The organism is Devosia ginsengisoli (assembly GCF_024707105.1).
Lineage (GTDB): Bacteria > Pseudomonadota > Alphaproteobacteria > Rhizobiales > Devosiaceae > Devosia > Devosia ginsengisoli_A.
The window spans coordinates 14,562-37,315 of sequence record NZ_JANQAJ010000013.1 but is presented as its reverse complement, the minus strand read 5'-3'; the positions used below and the strand labels follow the sequence as shown (position 1 = coordinate 37,315).

The window sequence follows — 22,754 nt, the reverse complement described above, 5'->3', positions numbered from 1 at the left end:
CTTCGAAGCGCCACCGAAAATGCTTTCAACGGCAGCAGCACGGCCTTGATGGGCGGTAGTTAGGCCCGCTACCCTTGTTCAGGCAAGACTAGAACCGAAAGGGAGTTAATGTTGCTTGGGTCGGGTGGGGAGGCCTGCTTAACGTGCGGCTACACTACGGGGGGGGGCCTGGACGGTCAGCCGCAGGTGGCTGGAGCACCATAGTCGGCGTTTGTGAGGCTCTACGATAATCTAGCGAGATTATTACAACCGCCCGTAACCATAGCAATGTAATGGATTTGACCAGTTTTCGTGGCTGCAATCGTATGGCCGCAAATGGCAACGTTGAGAGATGGCCAATATCGCGCGTGGGTTCGTCGTTACCTGGTCAGAAGCCAGGGTGGCAAGTGTTGCTATTGCAAGCGGTCGTTCACAAAGGGTGGCCCGACACAAATGACCATTGAGCACAAGAAGGCGCGCATGGACGGCGGCTCAGACGATTTGAGCAACCTTGCCGCTGCTTGCCTGCATTGCAACCAGCATCGCGGGCAGCAGAAGAACCGTGCGCTTCATAAGCGGCCAGACGGCAGCCACATGACCGTCAGTGCAGGTGATTTTCCCGCTAAGGCTTAGGGTTTGATGGTGCCGGCAGCAGGGTTCGAACCCGCGACCCCCTGATTACAAATCAGGTGCTCTACCAACTGAGCTATACCGGCGCGCGCTCCGATTAGCATCGTGGTCGCGATCCGGCAATGCTCTCTTTCGCGACCCCTCACACCCGGCCGAATTCGTCTTCGATGCGGATGATGTCGTCCTCGCCGAGATAGGAGCCGGTCTGCACTTCGATGAGTTCGAGATCGATCTTGCCGGGATTGGCGAGGCGATGGATGCAGCCGAGGGGCAGGTAGATGGACTGGTTCTCGCTCAGAGCGGTGACAGTGCCGTCGATGGTTACCTCGGCCGTGCCGCGCACGATGATCCAGTGTTCGGCGCGGTGGTGGTGCTTCTGCAGGCTCAGCTTCCGGCCCGGCTTGACGAAGAGGCGCTTGACCTGGAAGCGCTCGCCGCTGAGCACGGAGGTAAAGCCGCCCCAGGGGCGGTAGGCGGTGCGGTGGATTTCGGTGAGGCCGGCAGTGTCCTTGTTGGCGCGCAGCGTCTTGACCATGCCACCGACTTTCTGGGCCTCGGACAGGCGGCCGACATAGACGGCGTCGCTGGTGGCTATGACGGCGATGTCGTCGAGGCCATGAACCGCGACATGGGCGTGATCGGAGACGATGAGCGAATTGCGCACCTGATCGAGGGTCACCGGACCCTGGGTGAGGTTCTGGGCGGCGTCGCGGCTGGCATTCTTCCAGACGGCATCCCAACTGCCCAGATCTGACCAGCCAAAATCGACGGCGACGATGGCGGCCCGGGTGGTCTTTTCGAAGATGGCGTAGTCCACCGAAATATCGGGGGCGGTGGCGAAGGCGGCTTCGTCGAGGCGGATGAAATCGAGATCGCTGCGGGCTTGCGCCACGGCGTTGCGGGCGGCGGCAAGGGTTTGCGGCGCCAGGGTTTCGCATTCATGCAGGAAGGTGCCGGCGGCGAGCATAAACATGCCGGAATTCCAGAAATAGCCGCCTTCGGCGAGCATCTGCCCGGCCGTGATGGCATCGGGCTTTTCGACGAAGCGCTCGACCGCGTGGACACCAGCGCCGACGCTTGCGGCGGCCTTGATATAGCCGAAGCCGGTTTCGGCGTGGGTGGGCATGATGCCGAAGGTGACCAACTGGCCAGTCGCCGCCGCATCACGGGCTTGATGCAAAGCCGCCCAGTAGCCGTCGTCCACGGCCACGTCGTGGTCCGAGGGCAGGACATGCAGAACCGCATCGGCGCCGAAGCTGTCGCTGGCAAAGGCGGCGGCCGCGGCAATCGCCACGGCGGTATTGCGAACCACTGGCTCGAGCAGGATACCGGCGAGCGCCACGCCCTGTTCGGCAGCCTGCTCGGCGACGATGAAACGATAGCCGGAATTAGTGATGACGATGGCTGGCGTATAAATCGTGTTGTCAGCGACACGGGCCAGCGTCTTCTGGAACAGGCTGGCGGGGCCGGTCAAAGGCAGGAACTGCTTGGGCCGGGCGGCACGCGACATGGGCCATAGCCGTGTGCCCTGGCCGCCCGCGAGGATAACCGGTACGATCTTGGTCATAGTGACTAGGCCCCGTTCGAGCGGAGTATATACGCCGCAGGAGTGCGGTGGATACTACCTTCACGCGAAGCATAAGCTATGATTTTTACTGTTGGTTAATCGTGTCGAGGTGCGAATACATACGATCGACTATGCTCAGGCCAGAGCGGCGATGTCGGACTGGTCGATTTCGTTCAGCGTCTTCATCAGCAGCCCCTTGAAGATAGGCTCCTTCTCGTCGTGATGAGCCACGATCTGGGGCAGGCCGTTGACGCGGCAGACTAGCGCACTGGCCAGCGCAGCGTTGATTTCGGCCTGCATCAGGCCGAAGGCGCGGGCGCCGGGGCCGACAATGAAGACATGGGAAGGGTCGAACACCGCCATCATGCGGCTGAGGCCGAAGCCGACGGCGCGGCCGGCAATGTTGAAAGCATGGGTGGCGGCGCGGTCGCCGGCTTCGGCGCGAGCGATCAGCCCATCATATTCCTGTTGCGGCACGGCCGGGGCAGGGGTGGCGGTTTCGGGTACGGAATAGGCGGTGCGGAGCACGCCATAGTCGGAGGCGTAGGCTTCGATGCAACCGCGCATGCCGCAGCGGCACAGGGCACCATTGGGCAGGTGGTTCATGTGGCCGAATTCGGTGGCGCCTTCGTCGCCCCGCCCCATGATCTGGCCGCGAAAGGTCATGCCCATGGCCACGGTGGAGCCGACGAAGACAGTAGCGACACTGGCGTCGTGCAGAGCGGGGTCGAGCCAGCGCGCGCCCTCGGCGAGGAGGCGCCCACGCTTGTGCAAGGCCACCGGAACGGCGAAGGCCGCTGCCAGTTCGTGGGCGAAGGGGCGGTTGGCCAGGTGGGCGATGGGGGACCATTTGAGGCCGTCGCCATCGCGGTCGAGAATGCCCTGCACGGAAATGGCGACCCGCCGCAGGCTGGCTGCCTCGACAGGATTACGGGCCTGGAGCTGGCGCAGGCGCTCGGCGAAGAAAACGGCGGGCGGTGAACTGGCGAAGGTGGTGGGCGTCACCGGCGATTCGATGCGGTCCACCAATATGCCGCCATAATCGACCAGCGACAGGCGGGCGCGGTTGACGTCGACCTCGAACAGCGCGGCCGCGCCGATCTGCCGGTTGAAGCCGACCAGCGTGGCGGGGCGGCCCCGCCCGCGCGCGTCGGATTTTTCCTGCGGTTCCAGCTCGGCAATGACCTGCTGGTTGATGAGGTCATGGGTGATGGCGGTGATGCTGGCATGGCTGAGCCCGGTGCTCGCGGCCAGCGCCGTGCGCGACAAAGGCCCCTGTACACGCAGGGCGCCGAGGACGAGGCCCCGGTTCTGACGCCGGACGCTGTCGCTATCGCTGACGTTCCGCGCCAACCGCCTTACTCCTCACACCGACGCAACACACCATTCCCCCGCCCATATCGCAAACTGTATTTATTTCGGGTTTCGAAATTGAAGTTGACTCAATTGAGGCCAGTATGTCACATGTTTTTTCGAGCAGTGAAATTAATGCTCAGGGCGCTGGTGGAGAGTGCCCGCTGGGGCGAAGCCACCGGCACGTAAGTGGGCAGAGGACTGCCCGCGAGGGAGGACAGACATGAACAAGTTTCTCACGGTCTTGCTGTGCACGACCGTTATTTCCGGCGTGGCCGGTGTGACCAGCTATGCTCAGGACGGCGTTGTTGTCGGCGTGAGCTGGAACAACTTCCAGGAAGAACGCTGGAAGACCGACGAAGCCGCCATCAAGGGCGTGCTCGAAGCGGCCGGCGCGACCTATATCTCGGCTGACGCGCAGTCGTCGGCCTCCAAGCAGCTCACCGATATCGAAAGCCTCATCGCGCAGGGCGCCGATGCGATCATCGTGCTGGCCCAGGACAGCGAAGCTGTTGGCCCGGCCGTTGCCGCAGCCGTTGCCGAAGGCATTCCGGTGGTCGGCTATGATCGCCTGATCGAGAATCCGGACGCCTTCTACCTGACCTTCGACAACAAGGAAGTCGGGCGGCTGCAGGCTGCCGGCGTCGCTGCCGTCCAGCCGGAAGGCAACTATGTCTTCATCAAGGGCAACTCGGCCGATCCCAATGCGGACTTCCTGTTCGAAGGCCAGATGGAAGTGCTGCAGGCCGGCATCGATTCCGGCGCGATCAAGAATGTCGGCGAAGCCTATACCGACAACTGGAACCCGGAAGTCGCCCAGGCGAATATGGAACAGTTCCTGACCGCCAATAACAATGAAGTCGATGCTGTCGTCGCTTCCAATGATGGTACCGCTGGCGGCGCCATTGCGGCCTTGGCCGCGCAGGGCCTGGCCGGTTCGGTGCCGGTTTCGGGCCAGGACGGCGACCATGCCGCCCTCAACCGCATTGCGCTCGGCACCCAGACCGTTTCGGTCTGGAAGGACGCGCGCGAACTGGGCAAGAAGGCCGCTGAAGTGGCGCTCGAACTGGCCGGCGGCACCGCTCTCGATGCCGTCACCGGCGTGGTGCCATTCAATGGCGGGCCGAAGGGGGTTGCCATGAACGCCTTCTTCATCGCCCCCGTCGCCATCACCAAGGACAATCTCGACGTCGTCATCGACGCCGGCTGGGTGTCCAAGGACGTGGTCTGCGCCGGCGTGACCGCCGGTTCGGTTGCCGCGTGTGATTGAGACGTAAACGTAATATCCTGACTGAAACGGTGCCGCGGCGTTCGCGCTGCGGCATCGTCGTGACAGGACAGCACCGCCGGATGGCGGGGCAGCCCAGCGGGGAGACGCACCTTTGGCAGATCAGCACGCCATTCCAACCAATATTCACCCGAGCCGGTTTGCGCAGAATCCGCTGCAACGCTTCCTGATGGCGACCGAGTTGGATACGCGCCTGCTGGGCATGATCGGGGCCCTGGCGATTATCTGGATCGGCTTCAACATCTTTTCGGGCGGGCTGTTCCTGACGCCGCGAAACCTCTGGAACCTGTCGGTGCAGACGGCTTCGGTGGCCGTGATGGTCACCGGCATGGTGCTTGTTATCGTCACCCGCAATATCGACCTGTCCGTCGGCTCCATATTGGGTGTCGTCGGCATGGTGATGGGGGTGATGCAGACGGATATCCTGCCATCCCAGCTCGGCCTGGGGCTCGGACATCCAATGATCTGGGTCCTGTCGCTGGCGGCGGGCCTGGTGGTGGGTGTCGGCATTGGCGCGCTGCAGGGCACGATCATCGCCTATCTGCGCGTACCTGCTTTCATCGTCACTCTCGGCGGCTATCTTGTCTGGCGCGGCGCGGCCTGGTGGGTGACCATGGGGCGCACGGTGGCGCCGATGGATCCGACCTTCCAGCTCATGGGCGGTGGCCCGGCGGGCTCGGTCGGCTCGTTGTGGAGCTGGATCGTCGCCGTCATTGCCTGTGCGGCAATTCTCATCGGCCTCTATTGGGGTCGGCGCCAGCGCCGCCGTTTCAATTTTCCGCTGCGGCCAATCTGGGCCGAAATCGCCCTGGCGATTATCGGCTGCGGACTGGTCATCGGCGCGGTCCTGGTGGCCAATGCCTATCCCTGGCCGGTGCGTATCGCCGCCCGATATGCCGAGGCCAATGGCATTCCGGTGCCGGAAAGCGGCTTGTTCATCTCGCATGGCATCGCCATTCCGGTGCTGATCGCACTTGGCGTCGGCGTGGTCATGACCTTCATCGCCACGCGCACCCGTTTCGGCCGCTATGTGTTCGCCATGGGTGGCAACCCCGAGGCGGCGGAACTGGCGGGCATCAATACGCGCTGGGTGACGGTCAAGATCTTCATGCTGATGGGCGCGCTCTGCGCCATCGCGGCCGCTATCTCGTCAGCCCGTCTTAATGCCGCGACCAATGCTTTGGGCACGCTGGACGAACTCTATGTCATCGCCGCGGCGGTGATCGGTGGCACGTCGCTGGCTGGTGGCGTCGGCACCATTGCCGGAGCGCTGCTGGGTGCGCTGGTCATGCAGTCGCTGCAATCGGGCATGGTGCTGATGGGGCTCGACAGCCCGCTGCAATCCATCGTGGTCGGTGCGGTCCTCGTCTTCGCGGTGTGGCTCGACACGCTCTACCGCCGCAATAAACACTAGGGAGTCCTTGTCATGCTGGACACCAGAACGCCTCTCGTCGAGATGAATGACATCTCCATCGCCTTCGGTGGCATCCGTGCGGTGGATCGCGCTTCGATCGACCTGTTTCCGGGCGAAGTCGTGGGCTTGCTCGGCCATAACGGCGCCGGCAAGTCGACGCTGATCAAGATCCTGTCGGGCGCCTACAAGCGCGATGCCGGTTCGATCCGCATCAATGGCGAGGACGCCACGATCAACAATCCGCGCGATGCCAAAGCCTATGGTATCGAGACCATCTATCAGCAGCTAGCTGTGGCCGATAATGTCGATGCCGCCGCCAATCTGTTCCTTGGCCGCGAGATCACCACGGCGATCGGCACGCTGGACGATGCGGCGATGGAGTCCAAGGCGCGCGAGGTGATGGGGCGGCTCAATCCGAATTTCCGCCGCTTCAAGGAGCCGGTGAAGGCGCTTTCGGGCGGCCAGCGTCAGTCGGTGGCCATTGCCCGCGCCATTCTGTTCAATGCCCGCATCCTGATCATGGACGAGCCCACGGCGGCGCTGGGGCCGCAGGAGACGGCGCAGGTGGGGGAACTCATCAAGCAGCTCAAATCCGACGGCATCGGCATTTTCCTCATCAGCCACGATATCCATGACGTGTTCGACCTCGCGGACCGGGTGGTGGTGATGAAGAATGGCCAGGTGGTGGGCAGCGCCCGCACCGAGGATGTGACCAAGGACGAAGTGCTGGGCATGATCATTCTCGGCAAGGTGCCACCCGGCGCGACGCCGGGGCCGGGGGCGCAGACCGGGCTGGTTTGACGCTGTCGGGTCGGCGGCGCACAGTGCGCTGTCGTCCGCTGGTAGTCTGAGATGCCCAAGAACCACTTTTCCGTGCTGTCGCGTCGTATGTCACACAGGCACCGGCTGTTCTATCAGGCATGTGGCGTTGGGCTCGTGGCCTTTGCGCTGACCGTCTGGTTGGTGCCGGCCTATGCGATCGGCATTGGCGGCAATGCGTTTTTCCTGTGCTACCTCGGCATGGTGGCCAGGAAGCTACCGAAGCTGACGCCGGAATTTCTTGCCAAACATGCGCGCGAAGAAGATGCCCCGGTCGGTGGCATTTTCTTCATTGCTGTGGGCGTGGTGGTGGTCTGCGTGGTTTCCCTGTTCCTCGCCCTCAATGGCGGGGATGATCCCGATATCGGCGAAGTGGTGATTTCGGTGACCTCAGTGCTGCTGGGGTGGTTTGCCTTCCACACGATGGCGGCTTTGCACTATGCCTACGAATATTACGAGGCGCCCGAGGAGGCGGCTGGTGATTCCGAGGTTGCCGGCGGGTTGAGCTTTCCGGGCGATGAGGAGCCGAACGGCACGGCGTTCCTCTACTTTTCATATGTGCTGGGTGCGGCTGTTGCGACCTCTGATATCAAGGTGACGTCCAACAGCATGCGGCGGCGCGTTATTGCCCACAGCACGTTCGCCTTTTTCTTCAATACCGTGATCCTGGCGGCCACAGTGAATGTGGCGTTGACGCTGGGTGGAGGACAATAGGGCTCGGTTGCCCACAAGGCGGGCCTGTGCCAGTCATGGGGAAATCGAACAGGAGAATCCCTCATGAAGACCCGCGCCGCCGTTGCCTTCCAGTCCGGCAAGCCGCTCGAAATCGTCGAGGTCGATCTCGACGGCCCCAAGGCCGGCGAGGTGATGATCGAAATCAAGGCGACGGGTATCTGCCACACCGACGACTTCACCCTGTCGGGTGCCGATCCCGAGGGCCTGTTTCCGGCCATTCTGGGGCATGAGGGGGCAGGCGTGGTGGTGGATGTGGGACCGGGTGTCACCAGCCTCAAGAAGGGTGACCACGTCATTCCGCTCTACACGCCCGAATGCCGGGAATGCTATTCCTGCCGCTCGGGCAAGACCAATCTTTGCACCGCGATCCGCGCCACGCAGGGGCAGGGGCTGATGCCCGACGGCACCTCGCGCTTCTCCTTCGAAGGCAAGCCGATCCATCACTATATGGGCTGCTCGACGTTCTCGAATTTCACCGTGCTGCCTGAGATCGCGGTGGCCAAGATCGACGCGTCGGCGGCCTTCGACAAGGTCTGCTATGTCGGCTGCGGCGTCACTACCGGTATCGGCGCGGTGATCAACACGGCCAAGGTGGAAATCGGCGCGACAGCCGTGGTGTTCGGATTGGGCGGCATCGGGCTCAACGTGATCCAGGGGCTGCGGCTGGCCGGTGCCGATATGATCATCGGCGTCGATATCAACAACGACAAGAAGGAATGGGGCGAGCGCTTCGGCATGACGCATTTCGTCAATCCGAAGGAGATCGGGGAAGACATCGTTCCTTATCTCGTCAATCTTACCAAGCGTCGTGGCGATCTGATCGGCGGGGCCGATTACACGTTCGACTGCACCGGTAACACCACGGTTATGCGTCAGGCGCTGGAATGCAGTCATCGTGGCTGGGGCAAGTCGGTGGTCATCGGCGTGGCCGGGGCAGGGCAGGAAATTTCCACGCGCCCGTTCCAGCTCGTCACCGGCCGTACCTGGATGGGCACGGCTTTCGGTGGCGCCAAGGGCCGGACGGATGTGCCCAAGATCGTCGACTGGTATCTCGACGGCAAGATCGAGATCGACCCGATGATCACCCATACGCTGCGGCTCGAAGACATCAACAAGGGTTTTGAGATGATGCATTCCGGCGAGAGCATCCGGAGCGTTGTGGTGTACTGATTTGACATTTTACGACATGTGACGTAAATAATGCGACACATGACGGAGGTTGCCATGCACGGTCTGGCCGAAGCTGCCCAGATGCCTTTTGTGAGCGAGCCTGTCCGCGCTTCGGCGCTGCTGGGCGGCAAGCGGCTGCTCAAGCAGATCGTGCATGATGGTCTCGATGCCCATCAACTCATCGCGGCTGGCCTGCCCGGAGAGGCGCTGAGCTATCTCGAGGGGCAGTTGACGGTGCTCGATGCCATGGCTTTCGAAAAGGCCATCGGTATGAGTGTGCGCACCCTGCAGCGCCGGCGCGCTGATCCCAAGCAGCCGCTCAGCGTCGAACAGAGCGGACGGGTGTGGAAGTTCGCCGAGATACTGGCCAAGGCCACTGAAATCATGGGCAGCCAGCGCGATGCCGAGGAATGGCTCAATGAGCCGGCAATCGGGCTGAACGGCCACAAGCCGCTTGATCTGCTGACCACGTCGGCCGGTGCGGAACTGGTCGAAGCCTTCCTCGGCCAGATCGAATATGGGGTCTATGTGTGACGGCACCGCTGCCCGGCCCGCTGGGCGGAACCGACCTCATCGCCTGGCGGCTCGATGCGCGCCAGTTCGCCACAAGCTGGGACAGCGGGGAGGGCGCCTACAGGTTTGGCGGGCGATGGAGCAGGGCCGGTACCAGGGCGGTTTATTGTGCGCTCGATGCCTCGACCAGCATTCTCGAAGTGGCGGTGCATCGCGGCTTCAAGCGCATGGATACCGTTCCCCATGTCCTGACGTCGCTGCGCGTTCTCGATCCCGGGGATGTGCATGTGGTCGAGGCGTCATCCCTGCCCAATGCGAATTGGCTGCACCCCGGCATACCGAGCGTCGGCCAGCAGGCTTTCGGGGATGCGTTGCTGCGTGCGCATCCGTTCGTGCTGGTGCCCAGCGTGGTTTCGACCAATAGCTGGAACCTTGTCTTCGTCGCAGCAAAGGCCGCTGGACGCTACGCCCTGCGGTCGCAGGAAGGATTTGCGCTCGATACCAGGCTTCACCTGCCACAATGAGGATATGCCCTCATTCCAGCCAGATGGTTTCGAAGGCGCCGGCTTCGTGAATGTCGATCTGCTCCAATAGTCCCGGACCCAGATTCTCGAATTTGTGCGGTACATTGGCGGGGCAGACCACGATCTGTCCGGCCGATGCCTCGAGCGTCTCGTCGCCGACGGTGAAGCGCACGCGGCCATTGCGGATGATGAAGGTTTCGGGGTAGGGGTGCTTGTGCAGGCGTGGCCCTCCGCCGGGTTTTTCGGTGTGGACGAAGATCACGCTAATGCCCGCGCCATGGGCGCCGCCCTCGAACTCCCCGCGCCAATTGCCGACGCCCACCGAGGCATCCGCCCAGTGCGCCTTGTCGATCACCTTCCCCTGCATTTCCCGCCTCCATCTGTCTCATCACGAGGACGCATCATGACTCATCATGCCGACAATCTCTTCATCGTCACTGGTGCGCCTGCCGGTGGCAAGACGACACTCCTGGAGGCCGCCGCCGGGGTCGGATTGGGCATCGGGCAGGAGGCGGCGCGGGCGGTCATCCAGAGCCAGGCTGTGATCGACGGTCCGGCGGTGCAATGGCGGAACCCGGCGATGTTTGCCGAACTCATGCTGGATCGGGATATCCAGACCTGGCAGAGCCTGCGGAGCGCGTCCGGCCCGGTGCTGTGCGACCGTGGTATCCCCGACCTTGTCGCCTATGGCCGCATGCTCGGGATTACAGACAGTCAGCACTATCACCGCGCTGCCACGCTCTATCGCTATAACAAGGTGGTCTTCTTCGCGCCGCCCTGGCGCGAAATATTTGCCACCGATGCCGAACGCATCGAGGGTTGGGAGCATGCGCAGCGCATCTATCAACCCATGGGTGACGTCTATGCAGAACTGGGCTATCGCATCGTCGAATTGCCCAAGGCGCCGGTCGCCGAGCGGCTCGCCTTCGTGAAAGACGTCATCGCCCATGCCTGAACCGACTATTTTCGTCGATGCCGATGCCTGCCCGGTCAAGGAAGAAGCCATGCGGGTGGCTGAGCGGCTGGGGCTTGTCATCACGCTGGTCAGCAATGGCGGGGTGCGGCCGTCGCGCGATCCAATGATCCGCGTCGTGGTGGTGCCGGCAGGGGCCGACGCGGCGGACGATTGGATCGTCGACGCTGCGCAGGCCAACGACATCGTGCTCACAGCCGATATCCCACTGGCGAGCCGGGCCATCGACAAGGGCTGCCATGTGCTGGGCTTTACCGGCAAGCCCTTCACCACGGCCTCCATCGGCATGGCGCTGGCCATGCGCGACCTCAAGCAGCATCTCCGCGAGACGGGGGAGATCAAGGGTTACAATGCCGGGTTCCGGCCGGCTGATCGCTCGGCCTTTCTCAGCGCGCTGGATACGCTGGGGCGGAAGGCTAAATCGTTGGCGGGTAAGTAATCCTTAAGTTTTCGCGAGGGGATTGTTAACCATAATCGCGAAAAGTGAGCTCAGTTTTGATCGTGCTGAGTTCAGGCTGTGTCGCTTTCGCGTTTTGTTATGTGTCTTGTGGTTGCGGGTGCGGCGCTGGCGGGCTGTGCCAAGCCACCCGAGCCGCATATGGTGGCGCAACAGCAGGCCAATGCGGCGCCGCTGATCACCAACAGCATCCTGCCGGCCTCGCAGCCGATTTCTCAACAGCCCATGCCCGAGCAGATCTTTTCGTCGGGCAATCTCGGCGGGCGGACGCTGGCCGTGGCCTCGACGACGGACATCATCCTGCGTCCCGGCGAAGTCATCCTGACCTTCGACGATGGTCCGCGGCCCGGCAAGACGACCGAAATTCTTGCCACTTTGCGCGATTTCGGCGTCAAGGCGACGTTCCTGATGCTGGGGGCGTCGGCACAGGCCCACCCGACTCTGGCGCAACAGGTGGCGGCGAGCGGCCACACGGTGGGCAGCCATACGTTCGACCATGTCGACCTGAGCACGCTCGATCGGCAGGCGGCGCTGGATGAGATTGCCAAAGGCGAACGGGCGGTGCGGCTGGCATTGGCCGGGGGCGGGCAGGTGCTCTCGCCCTTCTTCCGCTTCCCCTATCTGTCGCAGACCGGCTTCCTGCGTACCAATCTGATGCAGGGCAGCATGGTCATTCTGGATGTCGATATCGACAGCAAGGATTACTACAAGGACACGCCTGAGACCGTCGTGGCGCGGACCATGGCGCGGCTGGACGCGCGGGGCAGCGGCATCATCCTGTTCCACGACATCCACCAGCGCACGGTGCAGACGCTGCCGTTGTTCCTGGCGCAATTGCAGGAGCGCGGCTATTCGGTGGTGCGCCTCGTGCCCAAGGATACCGGGGTCTTCGGTCGCGACGTGATCACGGCCGATGCGCCGCCGCTGCGGGGGACGCTCTAGGGCGTCGACCAGCTCCCCTGACGCCTGTCAGTCTTTTCGCTTGTCCGAGATGCGTTGCGAAGAACGCCATGACCTCGTCCCGCATGGCATCGGTTTCGGTGTGGCCGGTGTCGGGATAGGCAATATAGCGCAGATTTTCCGGGCTGCCGGATGCCTGATAGGCTGCCTCGGTTTCCTTATAGGCGCGCGTGACCGCCGATGGCGGGGTCAGCGGATCGTCGGCACCATTGCAGATGAGTTGTGGCCGCGGCGCGATAAGGCCGGCGATCTGTCCCACCGACGTTGCGTGGGAAAATCCGGGAATGGTGAGATAGTGACCATGCAGGTCGTGATGATCGAGTTCGATCAACGTCTCGAAATCGGCATAGCAGCACAGGTGAGCAACGGCCTTTATGCGGGCGTCGAGCCCGGCGAGCATATAGGCATGGGTGGCGCCCATGGAAATGCCGAACGCGCCGATGCGTTCCGCATCCACATCCGGGCGGGCACAGAGATAGCTTAGCGCGCCGGACAGTTCGCTCAGCATTTGTCCCATGACGGTGCTTCCTCGCCAGAGCGTCTGCTTCACCAGGGCATCTTCCGAAATACTGGCCCGGGCTCCGAAACACGGCATATCGATGCACAGGGTGACGAATCCGGCTCGGGCGAAAACCGGACCCAAGGGGCCGCGTAACGCGGCCCGACCATCCAATAGCTCGCGGGCGCCGATGTCGTAGCGACGGCCATGCGCATGGGCATAGAGCATGGCAGGATGGCGACCGGTTGCCTTGGGACGTGTCAGAAACCCGCGGATGATGGTTCCGGCATAGTCCAGGTCGAGGGACTCAACCATGTAGTCGCCATGGTCTTCATCTGTCGCGCGGACAACTTGCGGTGCCGTGGCCGGCTGGGTGCGCAGAAGCTCCCAGAGCTTTGAAATATAATCCTGTTTGTGCATTTCGACCTGGATTTTCGGGATATGGGTCATGTGAAGCTGCGCGGCACTCCCTGTGTTGCTGCCAGTATCCTACTTACGGCTGCGTTGACATGCAACCGGTTGCACTATAGCGTTTCCAACATCGCCTCAGTGCTTGCTCTGGATTTGTGGGCCGTGCGGGCGAGGAGGATCGGCGCGTGCCCCGGGGTGGCGCGACAAGGGAGAATTGGTGATGCCTAAACGTAACTTTTTCGCGGCCGCTCTGGCTGTGGCCTTTCTGGCCGGAACCGCGCTGGCCGGTCCGGTCTTCGCGCAGGAAAACGTGCTGAAATTCGTGCCGTCGAGCGACCTGCCGACGCTCGATCCCAGCCAGACTACCGCCAAGATCACCGGCAATATGGGGTTCCTGGTGTTCGATACGCTGTTTGCGATGGACAGCAACCTGGTCCCGCATCCGCAGATGGTCGATAGCTACACGGTGAGCGACGACGGGCTGGTCTACACCTTCGTGCTGCGCGACGGGCTGGCCTGGCATGATGGAACGCCGGTAACGGCCGAGGACTGCGTGGCTTCGCTGGAACGGTTCTTCGCCAAGGACGGCATGGGCGGCACGCTCAAGGCGAGCACTGAGTCCCTGGTGGCCGTCGACGACAAGACATTCGTGCTGACGCTGAACGCGCCCTATGGGCTGGTGCTGGACGTGTTGGCCAAGGTGGATCAGCCCATTCCCTTCATGTATCCGAAGTCGCTGATCGGCGATGACCCCAACATTCCGTTCACCGTGCCTCTCGGCTCGGGGCCCTACAGCTATAATGCCGAGGAATCCAAGCCGGGCATCCAGTTGGTCTTCGACCGCAACGAGGCCTATGTGCCGCGTTCGGAGCCGCAGGACATGCTGTCCGGCGGCAAGGTTGCCGGCACCGACCGCATTGTCTGGACCTTTATCGCCGACCGTCAGACGGCCGCCAATGCGCTGATGGCCGGCGAGGTGGATTTCGTCGAAGGCCCGCCCGCCGATATGCTGCCCATCCTGCGGGCGGACAACAATCTGGAAGTAGCGGCGCGCGATCCGCGCGGCGAACTGATCGTCCTGCGCTTCAATTCGCTCAACCCGCCCTTCGACAATGCCAAGGCGCGACAGGCCTTCGCCATGGTAGTGGATCAGCAGAGCTATCTGCAGGCCGCCGTTGCGCCGGGGGAGGGCAAGGAGTGCCGGTCGATCTATACCTGCGATAGCCCCTATTCCACCGACATCGGTACGGAGCTTATCGGTTCGGGCGATGTGGAAGCGGCGCGCAAGCTGGTGGAAGAGAGCGGTTATGGTGGCGAGCCGATCGTGCTGCTGCAGCCTACCGATCTTCCCACGGTGAACAATTTCGCACTTATCGCGGCGCAGGAATTGCGCAGCATCGGCTTCAATGTCGAACTGGCGGCGTCCGACTGGGCGAGCATCATCCAGCGGCGGGCGAAGACGGAGCCGCAAACGGAGGGCGGGTGGAACATGTTCATCACCACGGCCTCGGGCGGCTTGCTCGATACGCCGATCTCGAACCTGCCGGGCAAGACCAATTGCGAAGCGGCCTGGGCCGGGTGGCCGTGCGACGACGAGGCGGAGGCCATCAAGGCACGCTTTGCCCTGACGTCCGATCCGGCGGAGCGCCGCGAGATTGCCGATGAGTTCCAGCAGCGCGTCTATGAGCTGATGACCTTCGTTCCCGGTGGCCAGTACCAGCTATTCGATGCCTGGAACGTCAATGTCGACAATGTCGTCATCGGCGCGGCATCGCCGCTCTACGGGGTGACCAAGGTCGCGCAATAGATGATCTCTTTCCTCCTCCGGCGTGCGCTGGCAACCGTGCCGGTCATCGCCATCGTCATGCTGGCGGTCTTTCTCGTGGTGCATCTGGGCGGGAGCGATCCCGCCCGGATCATCGCCGGCGACAGTGCCGGCGCCGCCGAGGTGGAGACGCTGCGCGAAGCGCTGGGGCTTAACCGTCCGCTGCCGATCCAGTTTCTCGACTGGGCCGGCAACACCCTGCGGGGTGATCTGGGAAGCTCGCTGTTTTACGGCACGCCTGTCGTCGATATGATCTCGGTGCGCATCGGTCCGACCATCGCACTGGCGATCGGTACGCTGCTCTTCGCGGTCGTGCTGGGGGTGCCCATGGGCACTTTCGCGGCCGTTACGGCGGGGCGCTGGCCCGACAAGCTGCTGATGGGCGTGGCCTCGATCGGCTTTTCGCTGCCGATCTTCATCGTGGCCTATACGCTGGTCTATTGGCTTGCCTTGGTGCCCGGCTGGTTTCCCGTGCAGGGCTTTACCCCGCCACAGACTGATTTCGGACAGTTCCTGCGGGGCATGACCTTGCCGATCATCACGCTAGGCGCCTTCTACATGTCGTTGTTTGCCCGCGTCAGCCGCGCGGCGGTGCTCGACATGCTCAAAGAAGATTTCGTGCGGACCGCACGGGCCAAGGGCGCCACGCCGCTGCGCGTGCTTACGGCCCATGCCCTGCGCTGTGCCGCTGTGCCGATTATCACCATTATCGGCTCCAGTTTCGCCGGGCTGCTGGGCGGGGTGGTGGTCACCGAGACGCTGTTCAACATTCCCGGCCTGGGGCGGTTGGTGACGGAAGCCATTCTCAAGCGTGACTTCCCCATCATCCAGGGCGTCATCCTGGTGACGGCGCTCATCTACATCTTCGTCAACATGGTGGTCGACATGATCTATGCGCTGCTCGATCCGAGGATCCGCCAATGAGCGACATAGCATCCCCGGCCCCCATGCGGCGGCTGCAACTCGATCCTGTCACGATATTCGGGCTAGCCGTTCTGGCCGTGTTGGTCGCCACCGCCGTTCTGGCGCCATGGATCAGCCCCTATGGCCCCACCGACATCAATCCCGCCGCGCGGCTGCAGCCGCCATCGGGCGAACACTGGCTCGGGACCGACCGCATCGGCCGGGACGTACTGACGCGCGCGCTGCATGGCGGCCGCATCTCGCTCACGGTGGGATTTCTTGTCGGTATCGCGGTGCTGTGTGTCGGCGTGGTGCTGGGATTGCTGGCCGGTTCGGTGCGCTGGCTGGATGGCCTGATCATGCGGGTGATCGACGGCATCATGGCCATGCCGGCGGTGCTGGTCGGCGTTGCCATGGTCGTCATGTGGGGCGGCGGACTATGGGCCTTGCTGATCGCCATCGGCATTCCCAGCCTGCCCGATACCGTGCGCCTGACGCGCAGCCTGGCGCTGTCCATCCGCACTGAACCCTATGTCGAAGCGGCGCGCATGGGTGGGACGCGGCTGCCCATGTTGCTGTGGCGGCATTTCATTCCCAACGCGCTGGCGCCGCTCATCGTGATCGGCACCTATGTCGGCGCCAATGCCATCGTGGCGGAATCGCTGCTGAGCTTCCTGGGCGTCGGCATGCCGCCGGAAATGCCCAGTTGGGGCAACATGATCGCCGAAGGGCGCCTGGCCTTCCAGATTGCGCCCTGGGGGGTATTCGTGCCTGCGCTTTTCCTTACCGCCACGGTTCTCGCCGTCAATCTGGTGGGTGATGGATTGCGCGACTCCACCGATCCGCTGCGGCTCAAGAGTGACTGATATGAACCAGACCAAAGAGCCTGCAGTGCTCGACATAGCAGGTCTGCAGATCGACCTGCCGATCGGGGCCGACCGCCCTCACGCCGTGGCCAATCTCGACCTGCGCATTCGCCGCGGGGAGATGGTGTGCCTGGTGGGCGAATCCGGATCGGGGAAGTCCCTGACCGCCATGGCCACGATGGGCCTGCTGCCGCGCGTGCTGCAACGCGGGGTGCGTGGCACCATTTCGCTGGCCGGGCGGGACCTGTTGAAGGTCACCCCCCAGCAGAGGCGGCAGATCGTCGGCCGCGAGGTATCGATGATCTTCCAGGAGCCGATGACGGCCCTGCATCCCGTGGTGAATGTGGGGGCGCAGATCGAGGAGGTCCTCAAGATCCACCGGCCGAAGCTCGGCGCAGGTGAGCGGCGGGAGCAGGTTCTGGCGGCTTTGCAGGCCGTGCAGCTTCCGAGCCCGGAACAGATCAGCCGCGCTTATCCGCATGAGCTTTCCGGTGGGCAGCGGCAGCGGGTCATGATCGCCATGGCGCTGATTCTCGATCCGATGCTGCTCATCGCCGATGAACCGACCACGGCGCTGGACGTGACCACGCAGGCTGAAATCCTGCGGCTCATCAAGGACCTGCAGGTGCGGCGGGGCACCGGTGTTCTGTTCATCACCCATGACATCGGCGTGGTGCGCGATATTGCCGACCATGTCGTGGTCATGCAGCATGGGCAGGTGGTCGAACAGGGCAGTGCCGAGGCCGTGCTGGGAAACCCTCGGCAGGACTATACCCGTGCCCTGATCAATGCCATTCCCGAGCTGGGCAGCGTACGACCCGAGCCGAAGGACCTCGGCCCCGTCTTGGTGCGCATGACCGACCTGCGCAAGAGCTTCACGCGCCGCAAGGGCCTGTTTCGCCAGGAGCGGTTCGATGCCGTGGGCGGCGTGGACCTGACGCTGCGTCGCGGGGAAGTGCTGAGCGTCGTGGGGGAATCCGGATCGGGCAAGAGCACGCTGGCGCGCTGCCTTGCCGGGCTGACTGTCCCATCTGGCGGGCAGATCGTGGTGGGCAGCGATGTCTCGCAGGCCGCCGGGTCGCGCCGGCAGCGCCAGCGCGTACAGATGGTGTTCCAGGACCCCAACCGCTCCCTCAACCCGCGTCGCAAAGTGGGCGAGTCCATCATCGAGGGACCGATGAATTTCGGCGCTTCGCGGAAAGAAGCCACGGCGCGCGCCGCCGAGCTTATGGAACTGGTCGGGTTGCGGCCGGATTCGCTGGATCGGTTTCCCTACCAGTTCAGCGGCGGGCAGCGGCAGCGCATCTGCATTGCGCGTGCGCTGGCATTGCAGCCCGAGGTTCTGATCGCCGACGAGGCCGTTTCGGCTCTCGATGCCACGGTGCAGCAGCAGGTGGTGCGGCTGCTCGACGACATCAGGCGGCGGCTCGATCTCAGTATTCTCTTTATCACCCACGACCTGCGCGTGGCGGCGCAGATCAGCGACACGATCGTGGTGATGCAGCGTGGCAGGATTGCCGAATCCGGCAGTGTCGCGGCCGTGTTGGGCAGTCCGCAATCCGATTACACAAAACGGCTGCTGGCAGCGGTGCCGGGCCAGAAACACAGCTTCACGGAGATAGAAGCGAATGACTAACCCAGTCAGGGTTTTCGACGGGCATAACGATGTTCTCGGACGGCTCGTCATGTCGGGCGTAGCCGACCCGGCCGGCGCCTTCCTCAATGGGTCGCCCGATGGCCATATCGACCTGCCGCGTGCACGCAAGGGTGGCGTGGCCGGCGGGCTGTTCGCGGTTTTCTGTCCGTCGGGCGGCAGTTTCGATTTTGCCGAGCACCGCACACCCGATGGTGTCGACATGCCACTGCCGGGGCTGCTGGCGCTCGAAACTGCCCAGGCATCGCTGCTCGCGCAGGTCGCACTGCTGCGTCGCATCCTCGACCAGGCTGGTGGCAGGGTGGCACTCTGTCTGAACCGGGCGGATATCGAAGCCGCCTTTGCCGCGGACAGATTGGCGATCGTGCTGCATCTGGAAGGCGCCGAGCCCATCGATGCGAATTTCGACATGCTGGAGGTGCTGTATGCCGCCGGCTTGCGGTCGCTGGGGCCGGTGTGGAGCCGCCCAAACCGATACGGCCATGGCGTGCCGTTCCGCTTTCCGAGCTCGCCGGATACCGGGCCGGGCCTGACCGATGCGGGGCGCGATCTGGTGCGGCAGTGCAACCGGCTCGGCATGCTGATCGATCTTTCCCACATTACCGAGCAGGGCTTTTGGGATGTAGCCAAGCTGTCACAGTCGCCGTTGGTGGCCACCCATTCCAACGCTCATGCCCTTTGCCCGGCCGCGCGCAACCTGACCGACCGCCAGCTCGATGCTATCAGGGATTCCGACGGCATGGTGGGCCTCAACTTCGCCACCGCCTTCCTGCGTGATGACGGCGACATGCGCGCCGATACCGACATGGCGCTCATGGTGCGGCAGCTCGATTATCTGATCGAGCGGCTGGGCGAGGGCCGAGTGGGGTTCGGCTCGGATTTCGATGGCGCGGTAGTGCCGGAAGCCATTGGCGACATAGCCGGCATGCCGGCTCTGATCAAAGCGCTGGCCGATGCCGGCTATGGTCAGGAGCTGGTCGAACGGCTGGCCTGGCGCAATTGGATGGATGTGCTGGGCCGCATTATCGGGTGAGGCGGTCGACGACCCGGATCGCACCCAGCAGCGACAGGCCGGTATGATAGAGCGGGTCGAGATCGGATGTCGCCGGCACCCGGTCCACTGGCCCGGTCCAGTCGCGGTTCTGGAAGGCGATGGGCGCATCGGAGCGCAGGTAGTTCTGCCAGAAAGCGGTGTCGGCCCGACGCCAGAATTCGATGAACCGCTCATCGCCGCTCCGCTCATAGGCCAGAGCTGTCGCCCGGATCGTTTCGGGCAGGGTCCACCAGGGGAAATGCGGTTCGAGCACGGCGCCGGTTTTCACCGATACGGCGATGGCGACCCCGGGGCCGTGGAACCCCGCTTCACAACAGGCCAGCAATCCTTGCAGCAATTGCGGAATACGCGGGTCGTCCGCAGCGACGAAGCCGAGCGCGAAGCCGAAAAATTCGATGGCGTGGCCGGGATTGCACAGATCGCCATCCGGCTCGTCCCGCAGCAGATGCGTTTTGGCATTCATGTGGCGGTTGAGGACATGATCGATGAAACGATGGCCAAAGGCGGCGTCGGCCTCATGGCCACGCTCGCGCAGTAATGCGGCGGCGCCGAGCAGGATCATGCGAGGGCCGTAATTTTCGCGTTCGCCGGACAGGGCGGCCGCATCCAGCGGCTGGCGCTCATTCTGGATGAAGTGCCCATTCTCCAGATCGGCAATAAGCGTCTGCATATGTCCGCGCCAGGCGGCCTCGCGCGGTGTGTCGAAGCCCTGTGCGGCGGCGATGAGGCCCTTCAGCATGAAGGCCTGTGAATAGGTGGCGAAGCCGGCGCCCGGCAGTTGCCGATGCGCCTGGCCCGCAGAGTCCATATGAATGGGAATCCGATCGCCGTCGTAGAGGAAATAGCCGTTGCCGTATTCCGCATAGAGTGCGGCAAGGTTTTCGTAGAGCGATCGGGCCCCGTTCATGGCCCGCGCGGCGAGATCGGGGGCTTCGGCTTGCAGGTACCCGGCATGGGTCACCAGCGCTTCCAGCCCGCGCCCCTGGATCCAGCCATAGGTGTATTGCGGCGCTCGGAGGCCGTCATCCCGGCCATAGTCGGCCAGCGTCAGGCTGTTGACCTTGGTGTTGAGCCATCCGCCGGGCAAGGTAGGGCGATCGAGGAGCCATTGGAGGCTGGCCTGGTTGAGGGCAACATATTTGCTTCGCCAGTCGCGCAACTGGCTGTCGAGATCGCCACCCTTCATCCTACAACGCGCTCCCCGCGCAGATAGACGCTGCGGATATCGAGGTTGGTCTGCCCCGGTGCCCAGTCGAAGCAGATCACATCCGCCGCTGCGCCAACCTCCAGCCTGCCGCGGCCGCCCATGAGCCGGCCGGGCTGGCGGCTGGCGAGATCGAGCGCCTCGGCGAGCGTCAGGCCGGCCATGGCGATGGCAATGGCGACGCCTTCTGCCAGGTTACGTGCCGCACCGGCCAGGTAAGGGGTGTCGGCCAGGCTCAGCCGCCCATCGGCGCTCAATTCGACGTCGCCGCCGATCGGCTGGCGATAGCGGCCCGGCGGTAGTCCGCCCAAAGCCACGGCATCTGAAACCAGGAAGGCGCGGCCTGCGCCCTTGGCGCGTAGCATGGCCTTGAACGTATTCGCATCGAGATGGTGGCCATCGGCGATCAGCCCGGCAGTGAGGCGGTCGTCGGCCAGTTGCGACCAGATCGCGTTGGGATGCCGGGGCAGGGTGGTGGCAATGCCATTGCCCAGGTGGTTCGAAACGCTGGCGCCGGCTTCGGCCGCGGCGGCAATCTGTGCCGGCGTGGCATGGGTATGGCCGATGGCCACCTGTACGCCCATGCGCACCAGATGCGGGATTTTTTCGGGTGCATCGGGGCTGTGCGGCGAGAGCGTGACCATGCCGACCAACCCATCGCAGGCCGACTGCCAGCGCTGGAATTCGTCGAGGTCGATAGCGCGGATATGCGCCGCTGGGTGCGCACCTCGGGCGCCGTCTTCGGCTGAAATCCAGGGCCCTTCCACATGGATATGGCCGATCATCTGCGCCAATACGGGGTCGCTGGCGCGGGCCAGCGCGATGGTCCGCAGTCCGTGCAGCAAGCCGGCTTCGCTCGCGGTGATGAGCGTGGGCGCAAAGCTGGTGACCCCGTGTTGCAGCAGGGCCTGCCCCAGCGCCCGAACGGTGGCGGCGTCCACCGTGCCGGAATTGAGGTCGTGGCCGGCATAGCCGTTGACCTGCAGGTCGATCAGGCCCGCCGCCAGATAGTGCTCCGCTTCGGCAGCGGGCTCGATGCGGGTGATCAGCCCGTTCTCGAAATGAATGCGTCGCGGCTGACCGGTTGCCGGGTCAATGCCGGAAATCTCGCCGCTGCCGCTCATTGGGGATAGGATTCCTGATCGACATAAAGGGTGCAGTCGTCGTGCCGGCGCAGGATGCTCGCCGGGCAGGCGGTGTCAATCGGTCCGTGAATGGTGCCGCGCACGGCTGCGGCCTTGCTGGCGCCCGGCACGATGCAGATCAGCCGTTTGCCGGCCATCAATTGCGGAATCGTCAGCGTGATCGCGTGCCGGGGAACATCGGCCGTGGTGGCGAATTCGCCATCATCGACCTGTTGCTGACGGCAGACCAGATCCAGTTCGACCACCTTGACGGTCAGCGGGTCGTTGAAGTCCGCGACCGGCGGATCGTTGAAGGCGATGTGGCCGTTCACCCCAATCCCCAGGCAAACGAGATCGATGGGCGCCGCGGCCAATTGCGCGGCATAGTTCTGTGCCGCCGCTTGTGCATCTGCACCCGGCTCGATGAGATGCACGGCACCCAAAGGCAGGTGGTCGAAGACGTTGCGCTTCAGCCAGTTGCCGAAACGCGCGGGATGTTCGATCGGCAACCCGACATATTCATCCATGTGGAAGGCTTCCACACGATGCCAGTCTATCCCGTCCTGCTGGCGCAGCAGGGCCAGGGTGCCCAACTGGCTGGCTGCGGCCGCGAATACCGCGCGCACGGTTTGCTGCCGGGCGAGAAGGGAGCGGAGGGAGTCCGCGATAGCCAGTGCCGATTGCCGCTCGAGCGTGGCGCGATCTGGCGCATGGTTGACCGTAAAACCCGACTTTTGCGACATGTTTTCTCTGCCTCCCTGATGGTGCCGAACTGAAGCCGCTAGCCGGGCGGGGAGGGGCGTCCGGTCGTCCTCACATTGTGGTGCGAACT

23 protein-coding genes and 1 tRNA gene are annotated in these 22,754 nt (G+C 63.6%); 16 read left to right on the top strand and 8 right to left on the bottom strand.

All coding sequences use genetic code 11. The features are described 5' to 3' along the window. Positions 1 to 315: 315 nt before the first annotated feature. The gene (locus tag NVV79_RS20220; RefSeq protein ID WP_303994344.1) at positions 316 to 612 is read left to right on the top strand and encodes an HNH endonuclease; all 297 of its coding nucleotides are present in this window, start codon (positions 316 to 318) and stop codon (positions 610 to 612) included. Positions 613 to 619: 7 nt separating this feature from the next. Here NVV79_RS20220 and NVV79_RS20215 read toward each other — a convergent pair. From NVV79_RS20215 to NVV79_RS20205, 3 genes are all read right to left on the bottom strand, one after another. After that, positions 620 to 695: transfer RNA gene (locus NVV79_RS20215), tRNA-Thr, on the bottom strand. Positions 696 to 751: 56 nt separating this feature from the next. Beyond that, on the bottom strand, positions 752 to 2,176 hold the full coding sequence (locus NVV79_RS20210) for a mannose-1-phosphate guanylyltransferase/mannose-6-phosphate isomerase (RefSeq protein WP_303993322.1): 1,425 nt from the start codon (positions 2,174 to 2,176) through the stop codon (positions 752 to 754). A gap of 135 nt (positions 2,177 to 2,311) precedes the next feature. After that, positions 2,312 to 3,529 (bottom strand): ROK family protein, encoded by a 1,218-nt coding sequence (locus tag NVV79_RS20205; RefSeq protein ID WP_303993320.1) that lies wholly within the window; start codon positions 3,527 to 3,529, stop codon positions 2,312 to 2,314. A 223-nt stretch (positions 3,530 to 3,752) separates the two neighbouring features. On the opposite strand from NVV79_RS20205, the gene xylF reads away from it, so the two are divergent. From xylF to NVV79_RS20170, 7 genes are all read left to right on the top strand, one after another. Further along, entirely contained in the window at positions 3,753 to 4,799 is a 1,047-nt protein-coding gene (gene xylF, locus NVV79_RS20200) for a D-xylose ABC transporter substrate-binding protein (protein ID WP_303993318.1), read from the top strand. A gap of 130 nt (positions 4,800 to 4,929) precedes the next feature. Further along, positions 4,930 to 6,231, top strand: coding sequence for a sugar ABC transporter permease (locus tag NVV79_RS20195; RefSeq protein WP_303994342.1), 1,302 nt, complete (start codon positions 4,930 to 4,932; stop codon positions 6,229 to 6,231). Between the two features lie 12 nt (positions 6,232 to 6,243). Beyond that, on the top strand, positions 6,244 to 7,032 hold the full coding sequence (locus tag NVV79_RS20190) for an ATP-binding cassette domain-containing protein (RefSeq protein WP_303993316.1): 789 nt from the start codon (positions 6,244 to 6,246) through the stop codon (positions 7,030 to 7,032). A 135-nt stretch (positions 7,033 to 7,167) separates the two neighbouring features. After that, positions 7,168 to 7,764, top strand: a complete 597-nt coding sequence (locus NVV79_RS20185; protein ID WP_303993313.1) for a DUF1345 domain-containing protein — start codon at positions 7,168 to 7,170, stop codon at positions 7,762 to 7,764. 63 nt (positions 7,765 to 7,827) lie between these two features. After that, positions 7,828 to 8,955, top strand: a complete 1,128-nt coding sequence (locus tag NVV79_RS20180; protein ID WP_303993311.1) for an S-(hydroxymethyl)glutathione dehydrogenase/class III alcohol dehydrogenase — start codon at positions 7,828 to 7,830, stop codon at positions 8,953 to 8,955. A gap of 54 nt (positions 8,956 to 9,009) precedes the next feature. Continuing rightward, positions 9,010 to 9,489, top strand: coding sequence for an antitoxin Xre/MbcA/ParS toxin-binding domain-containing protein (locus tag NVV79_RS20175; protein WP_303993308.1), 480 nt, complete (start codon positions 9,010 to 9,012; stop codon positions 9,487 to 9,489). Next, entirely contained in the window at positions 9,486 to 9,992 is a 507-nt protein-coding gene (locus NVV79_RS20170) for an RES family NAD+ phosphorylase (protein WP_303993305.1), read from the top strand. Before NVV79_RS20175 ends, NVV79_RS20170 begins: the two co-directional genes overlap by 4 nt. Before the next feature lie 10 nt (positions 9,993 to 10,002). Here NVV79_RS20170 and NVV79_RS20165 read toward each other — a convergent pair whose 3' ends face one another. After that, entirely contained in the window at positions 10,003 to 10,359 is a 357-nt protein-coding gene (locus NVV79_RS20165; protein ID WP_303993303.1) for a cupin domain-containing protein, read from the bottom strand. A gap of 36 nt (positions 10,360 to 10,395) precedes the next feature. On the opposite strand from NVV79_RS20165, the gene NVV79_RS20160 reads away from it, so the two are divergent. The 3 genes from NVV79_RS20160 to NVV79_RS20150 all read left to right on the top strand — a co-directional run bounded on the left by NVV79_RS20160 (position 10,396) and on the right by NVV79_RS20150 (position 12,364). Next, positions 10,396 to 10,947 (top strand): AAA family ATPase, encoded by a 552-nt coding sequence (locus NVV79_RS20160; protein ID WP_303993300.1) that lies wholly within the window; start codon positions 10,396 to 10,398, stop codon positions 10,945 to 10,947. Beyond that, complete coding sequence (locus NVV79_RS20155; RefSeq protein ID WP_303993297.1) at positions 10,940 to 11,404, top strand: YaiI/YqxD family protein; 465 nt, start codon at positions 10,940 to 10,942, stop codon at positions 11,402 to 11,404. The genes NVV79_RS20160 and NVV79_RS20155 overlap by 8 nt, the downstream gene beginning before the upstream one ends. A gap of 99 nt (positions 11,405 to 11,503) precedes the next feature. Then, entirely contained in the window at positions 11,504 to 12,364 is an 861-nt protein-coding gene (locus NVV79_RS20150) for a polysaccharide deacetylase family protein (RefSeq protein WP_303993295.1), read from the top strand. On the opposite strand, the gene NVV79_RS20145 is transcribed toward NVV79_RS20150, so the two are convergent. Further along, the gene (locus tag NVV79_RS20145; protein ID WP_303993293.1) at positions 12,327 to 13,331 is read right to left on the bottom strand and encodes a S9 family peptidase; all 1,005 of its coding nucleotides are present in this window, start codon (positions 13,329 to 13,331) and stop codon (positions 12,327 to 12,329) included. The two genes, NVV79_RS20150 and NVV79_RS20145, sit on opposite strands and share 38 nt — an antisense overlap. A gap of 181 nt (positions 13,332 to 13,512) precedes the next feature. Here NVV79_RS20145 and NVV79_RS20140 point away from each other — a divergent pair, with 181 nt between their 5' ends. The 5 genes from NVV79_RS20140 to NVV79_RS20120 are packed head-to-tail and all read left to right on the top strand — an operon-like array spanning position 13,513 to position 19,573. Next, positions 13,513 to 15,099, top strand: a complete 1,587-nt coding sequence (locus NVV79_RS20140; RefSeq protein WP_303993290.1) for an ABC transporter substrate-binding protein — start codon at positions 13,513 to 13,515, stop codon at positions 15,097 to 15,099. Then, the gene (locus NVV79_RS20135) at positions 15,100 to 16,041 is read left to right on the top strand and encodes an ABC transporter permease (RefSeq protein ID WP_303993288.1); all 942 of its coding nucleotides are present in this window, start codon (positions 15,100 to 15,102) and stop codon (positions 16,039 to 16,041) included. Then, positions 16,038 to 16,886 carry an ABC transporter permease gene (locus NVV79_RS20130; RefSeq protein WP_303993287.1) on the top strand — a complete coding sequence of 283 codons (849 nt, stop codon included), beginning with the start codon at positions 16,038 to 16,040 and terminating at the stop codon, positions 16,884 to 16,886. The genes NVV79_RS20135 and NVV79_RS20130 overlap by 4 nt, the downstream gene beginning before the upstream one ends. Before the next feature lies 1 nt (position 16,887). Then, entirely contained in the window at positions 16,888 to 18,522 is a 1,635-nt protein-coding gene (locus NVV79_RS20125; RefSeq protein ID WP_303993285.1) for an ABC transporter ATP-binding protein, read from the top strand. Beyond that, on the top strand, positions 18,515 to 19,573 hold the full coding sequence (locus tag NVV79_RS20120; protein ID WP_303993282.1) for a dipeptidase: 1,059 nt from the start codon (positions 18,515 to 18,517) through the stop codon (positions 19,571 to 19,573). Before NVV79_RS20125 ends, NVV79_RS20120 begins: the two co-directional genes overlap by 8 nt. On the opposite strand, the gene NVV79_RS20115 is transcribed toward NVV79_RS20120, so the two are convergent. Genes NVV79_RS20115 through NVV79_RS20105 form a run of 3 tightly spaced genes read right to left on the bottom strand, consistent with a single transcriptional unit; the run spans position 19,563 to position 22,665 of the window. Next, positions 19,563 to 20,780 (bottom strand): AGE family epimerase/isomerase, encoded by a 1,218-nt coding sequence (locus NVV79_RS20115; protein WP_303993279.1) that lies wholly within the window; start codon positions 20,778 to 20,780, stop codon positions 19,563 to 19,565. The genes NVV79_RS20120 and NVV79_RS20115 overlap by 11 nt on opposite strands. Then, on the bottom strand, positions 20,777 to 21,922 hold the full coding sequence (locus NVV79_RS20110; protein ID WP_303993277.1) for an N-acetylglucosamine-6-phosphate deacetylase: 1,146 nt from the start codon (positions 21,920 to 21,922) through the stop codon (positions 20,777 to 20,779). The genes NVV79_RS20115 and NVV79_RS20110 overlap by 4 nt, the downstream gene beginning before the upstream one ends. Next, positions 21,919 to 22,665 (bottom strand): glucosamine-6-phosphate deaminase, encoded by a 747-nt coding sequence (locus NVV79_RS20105; protein ID WP_303993274.1) that lies wholly within the window; start codon positions 22,663 to 22,665, stop codon positions 21,919 to 21,921. The genes NVV79_RS20110 and NVV79_RS20105 overlap by 4 nt, the downstream gene beginning before the upstream one ends. Between the last annotated feature and the right edge of the window lie 89 nt (positions 22,666 to 22,754).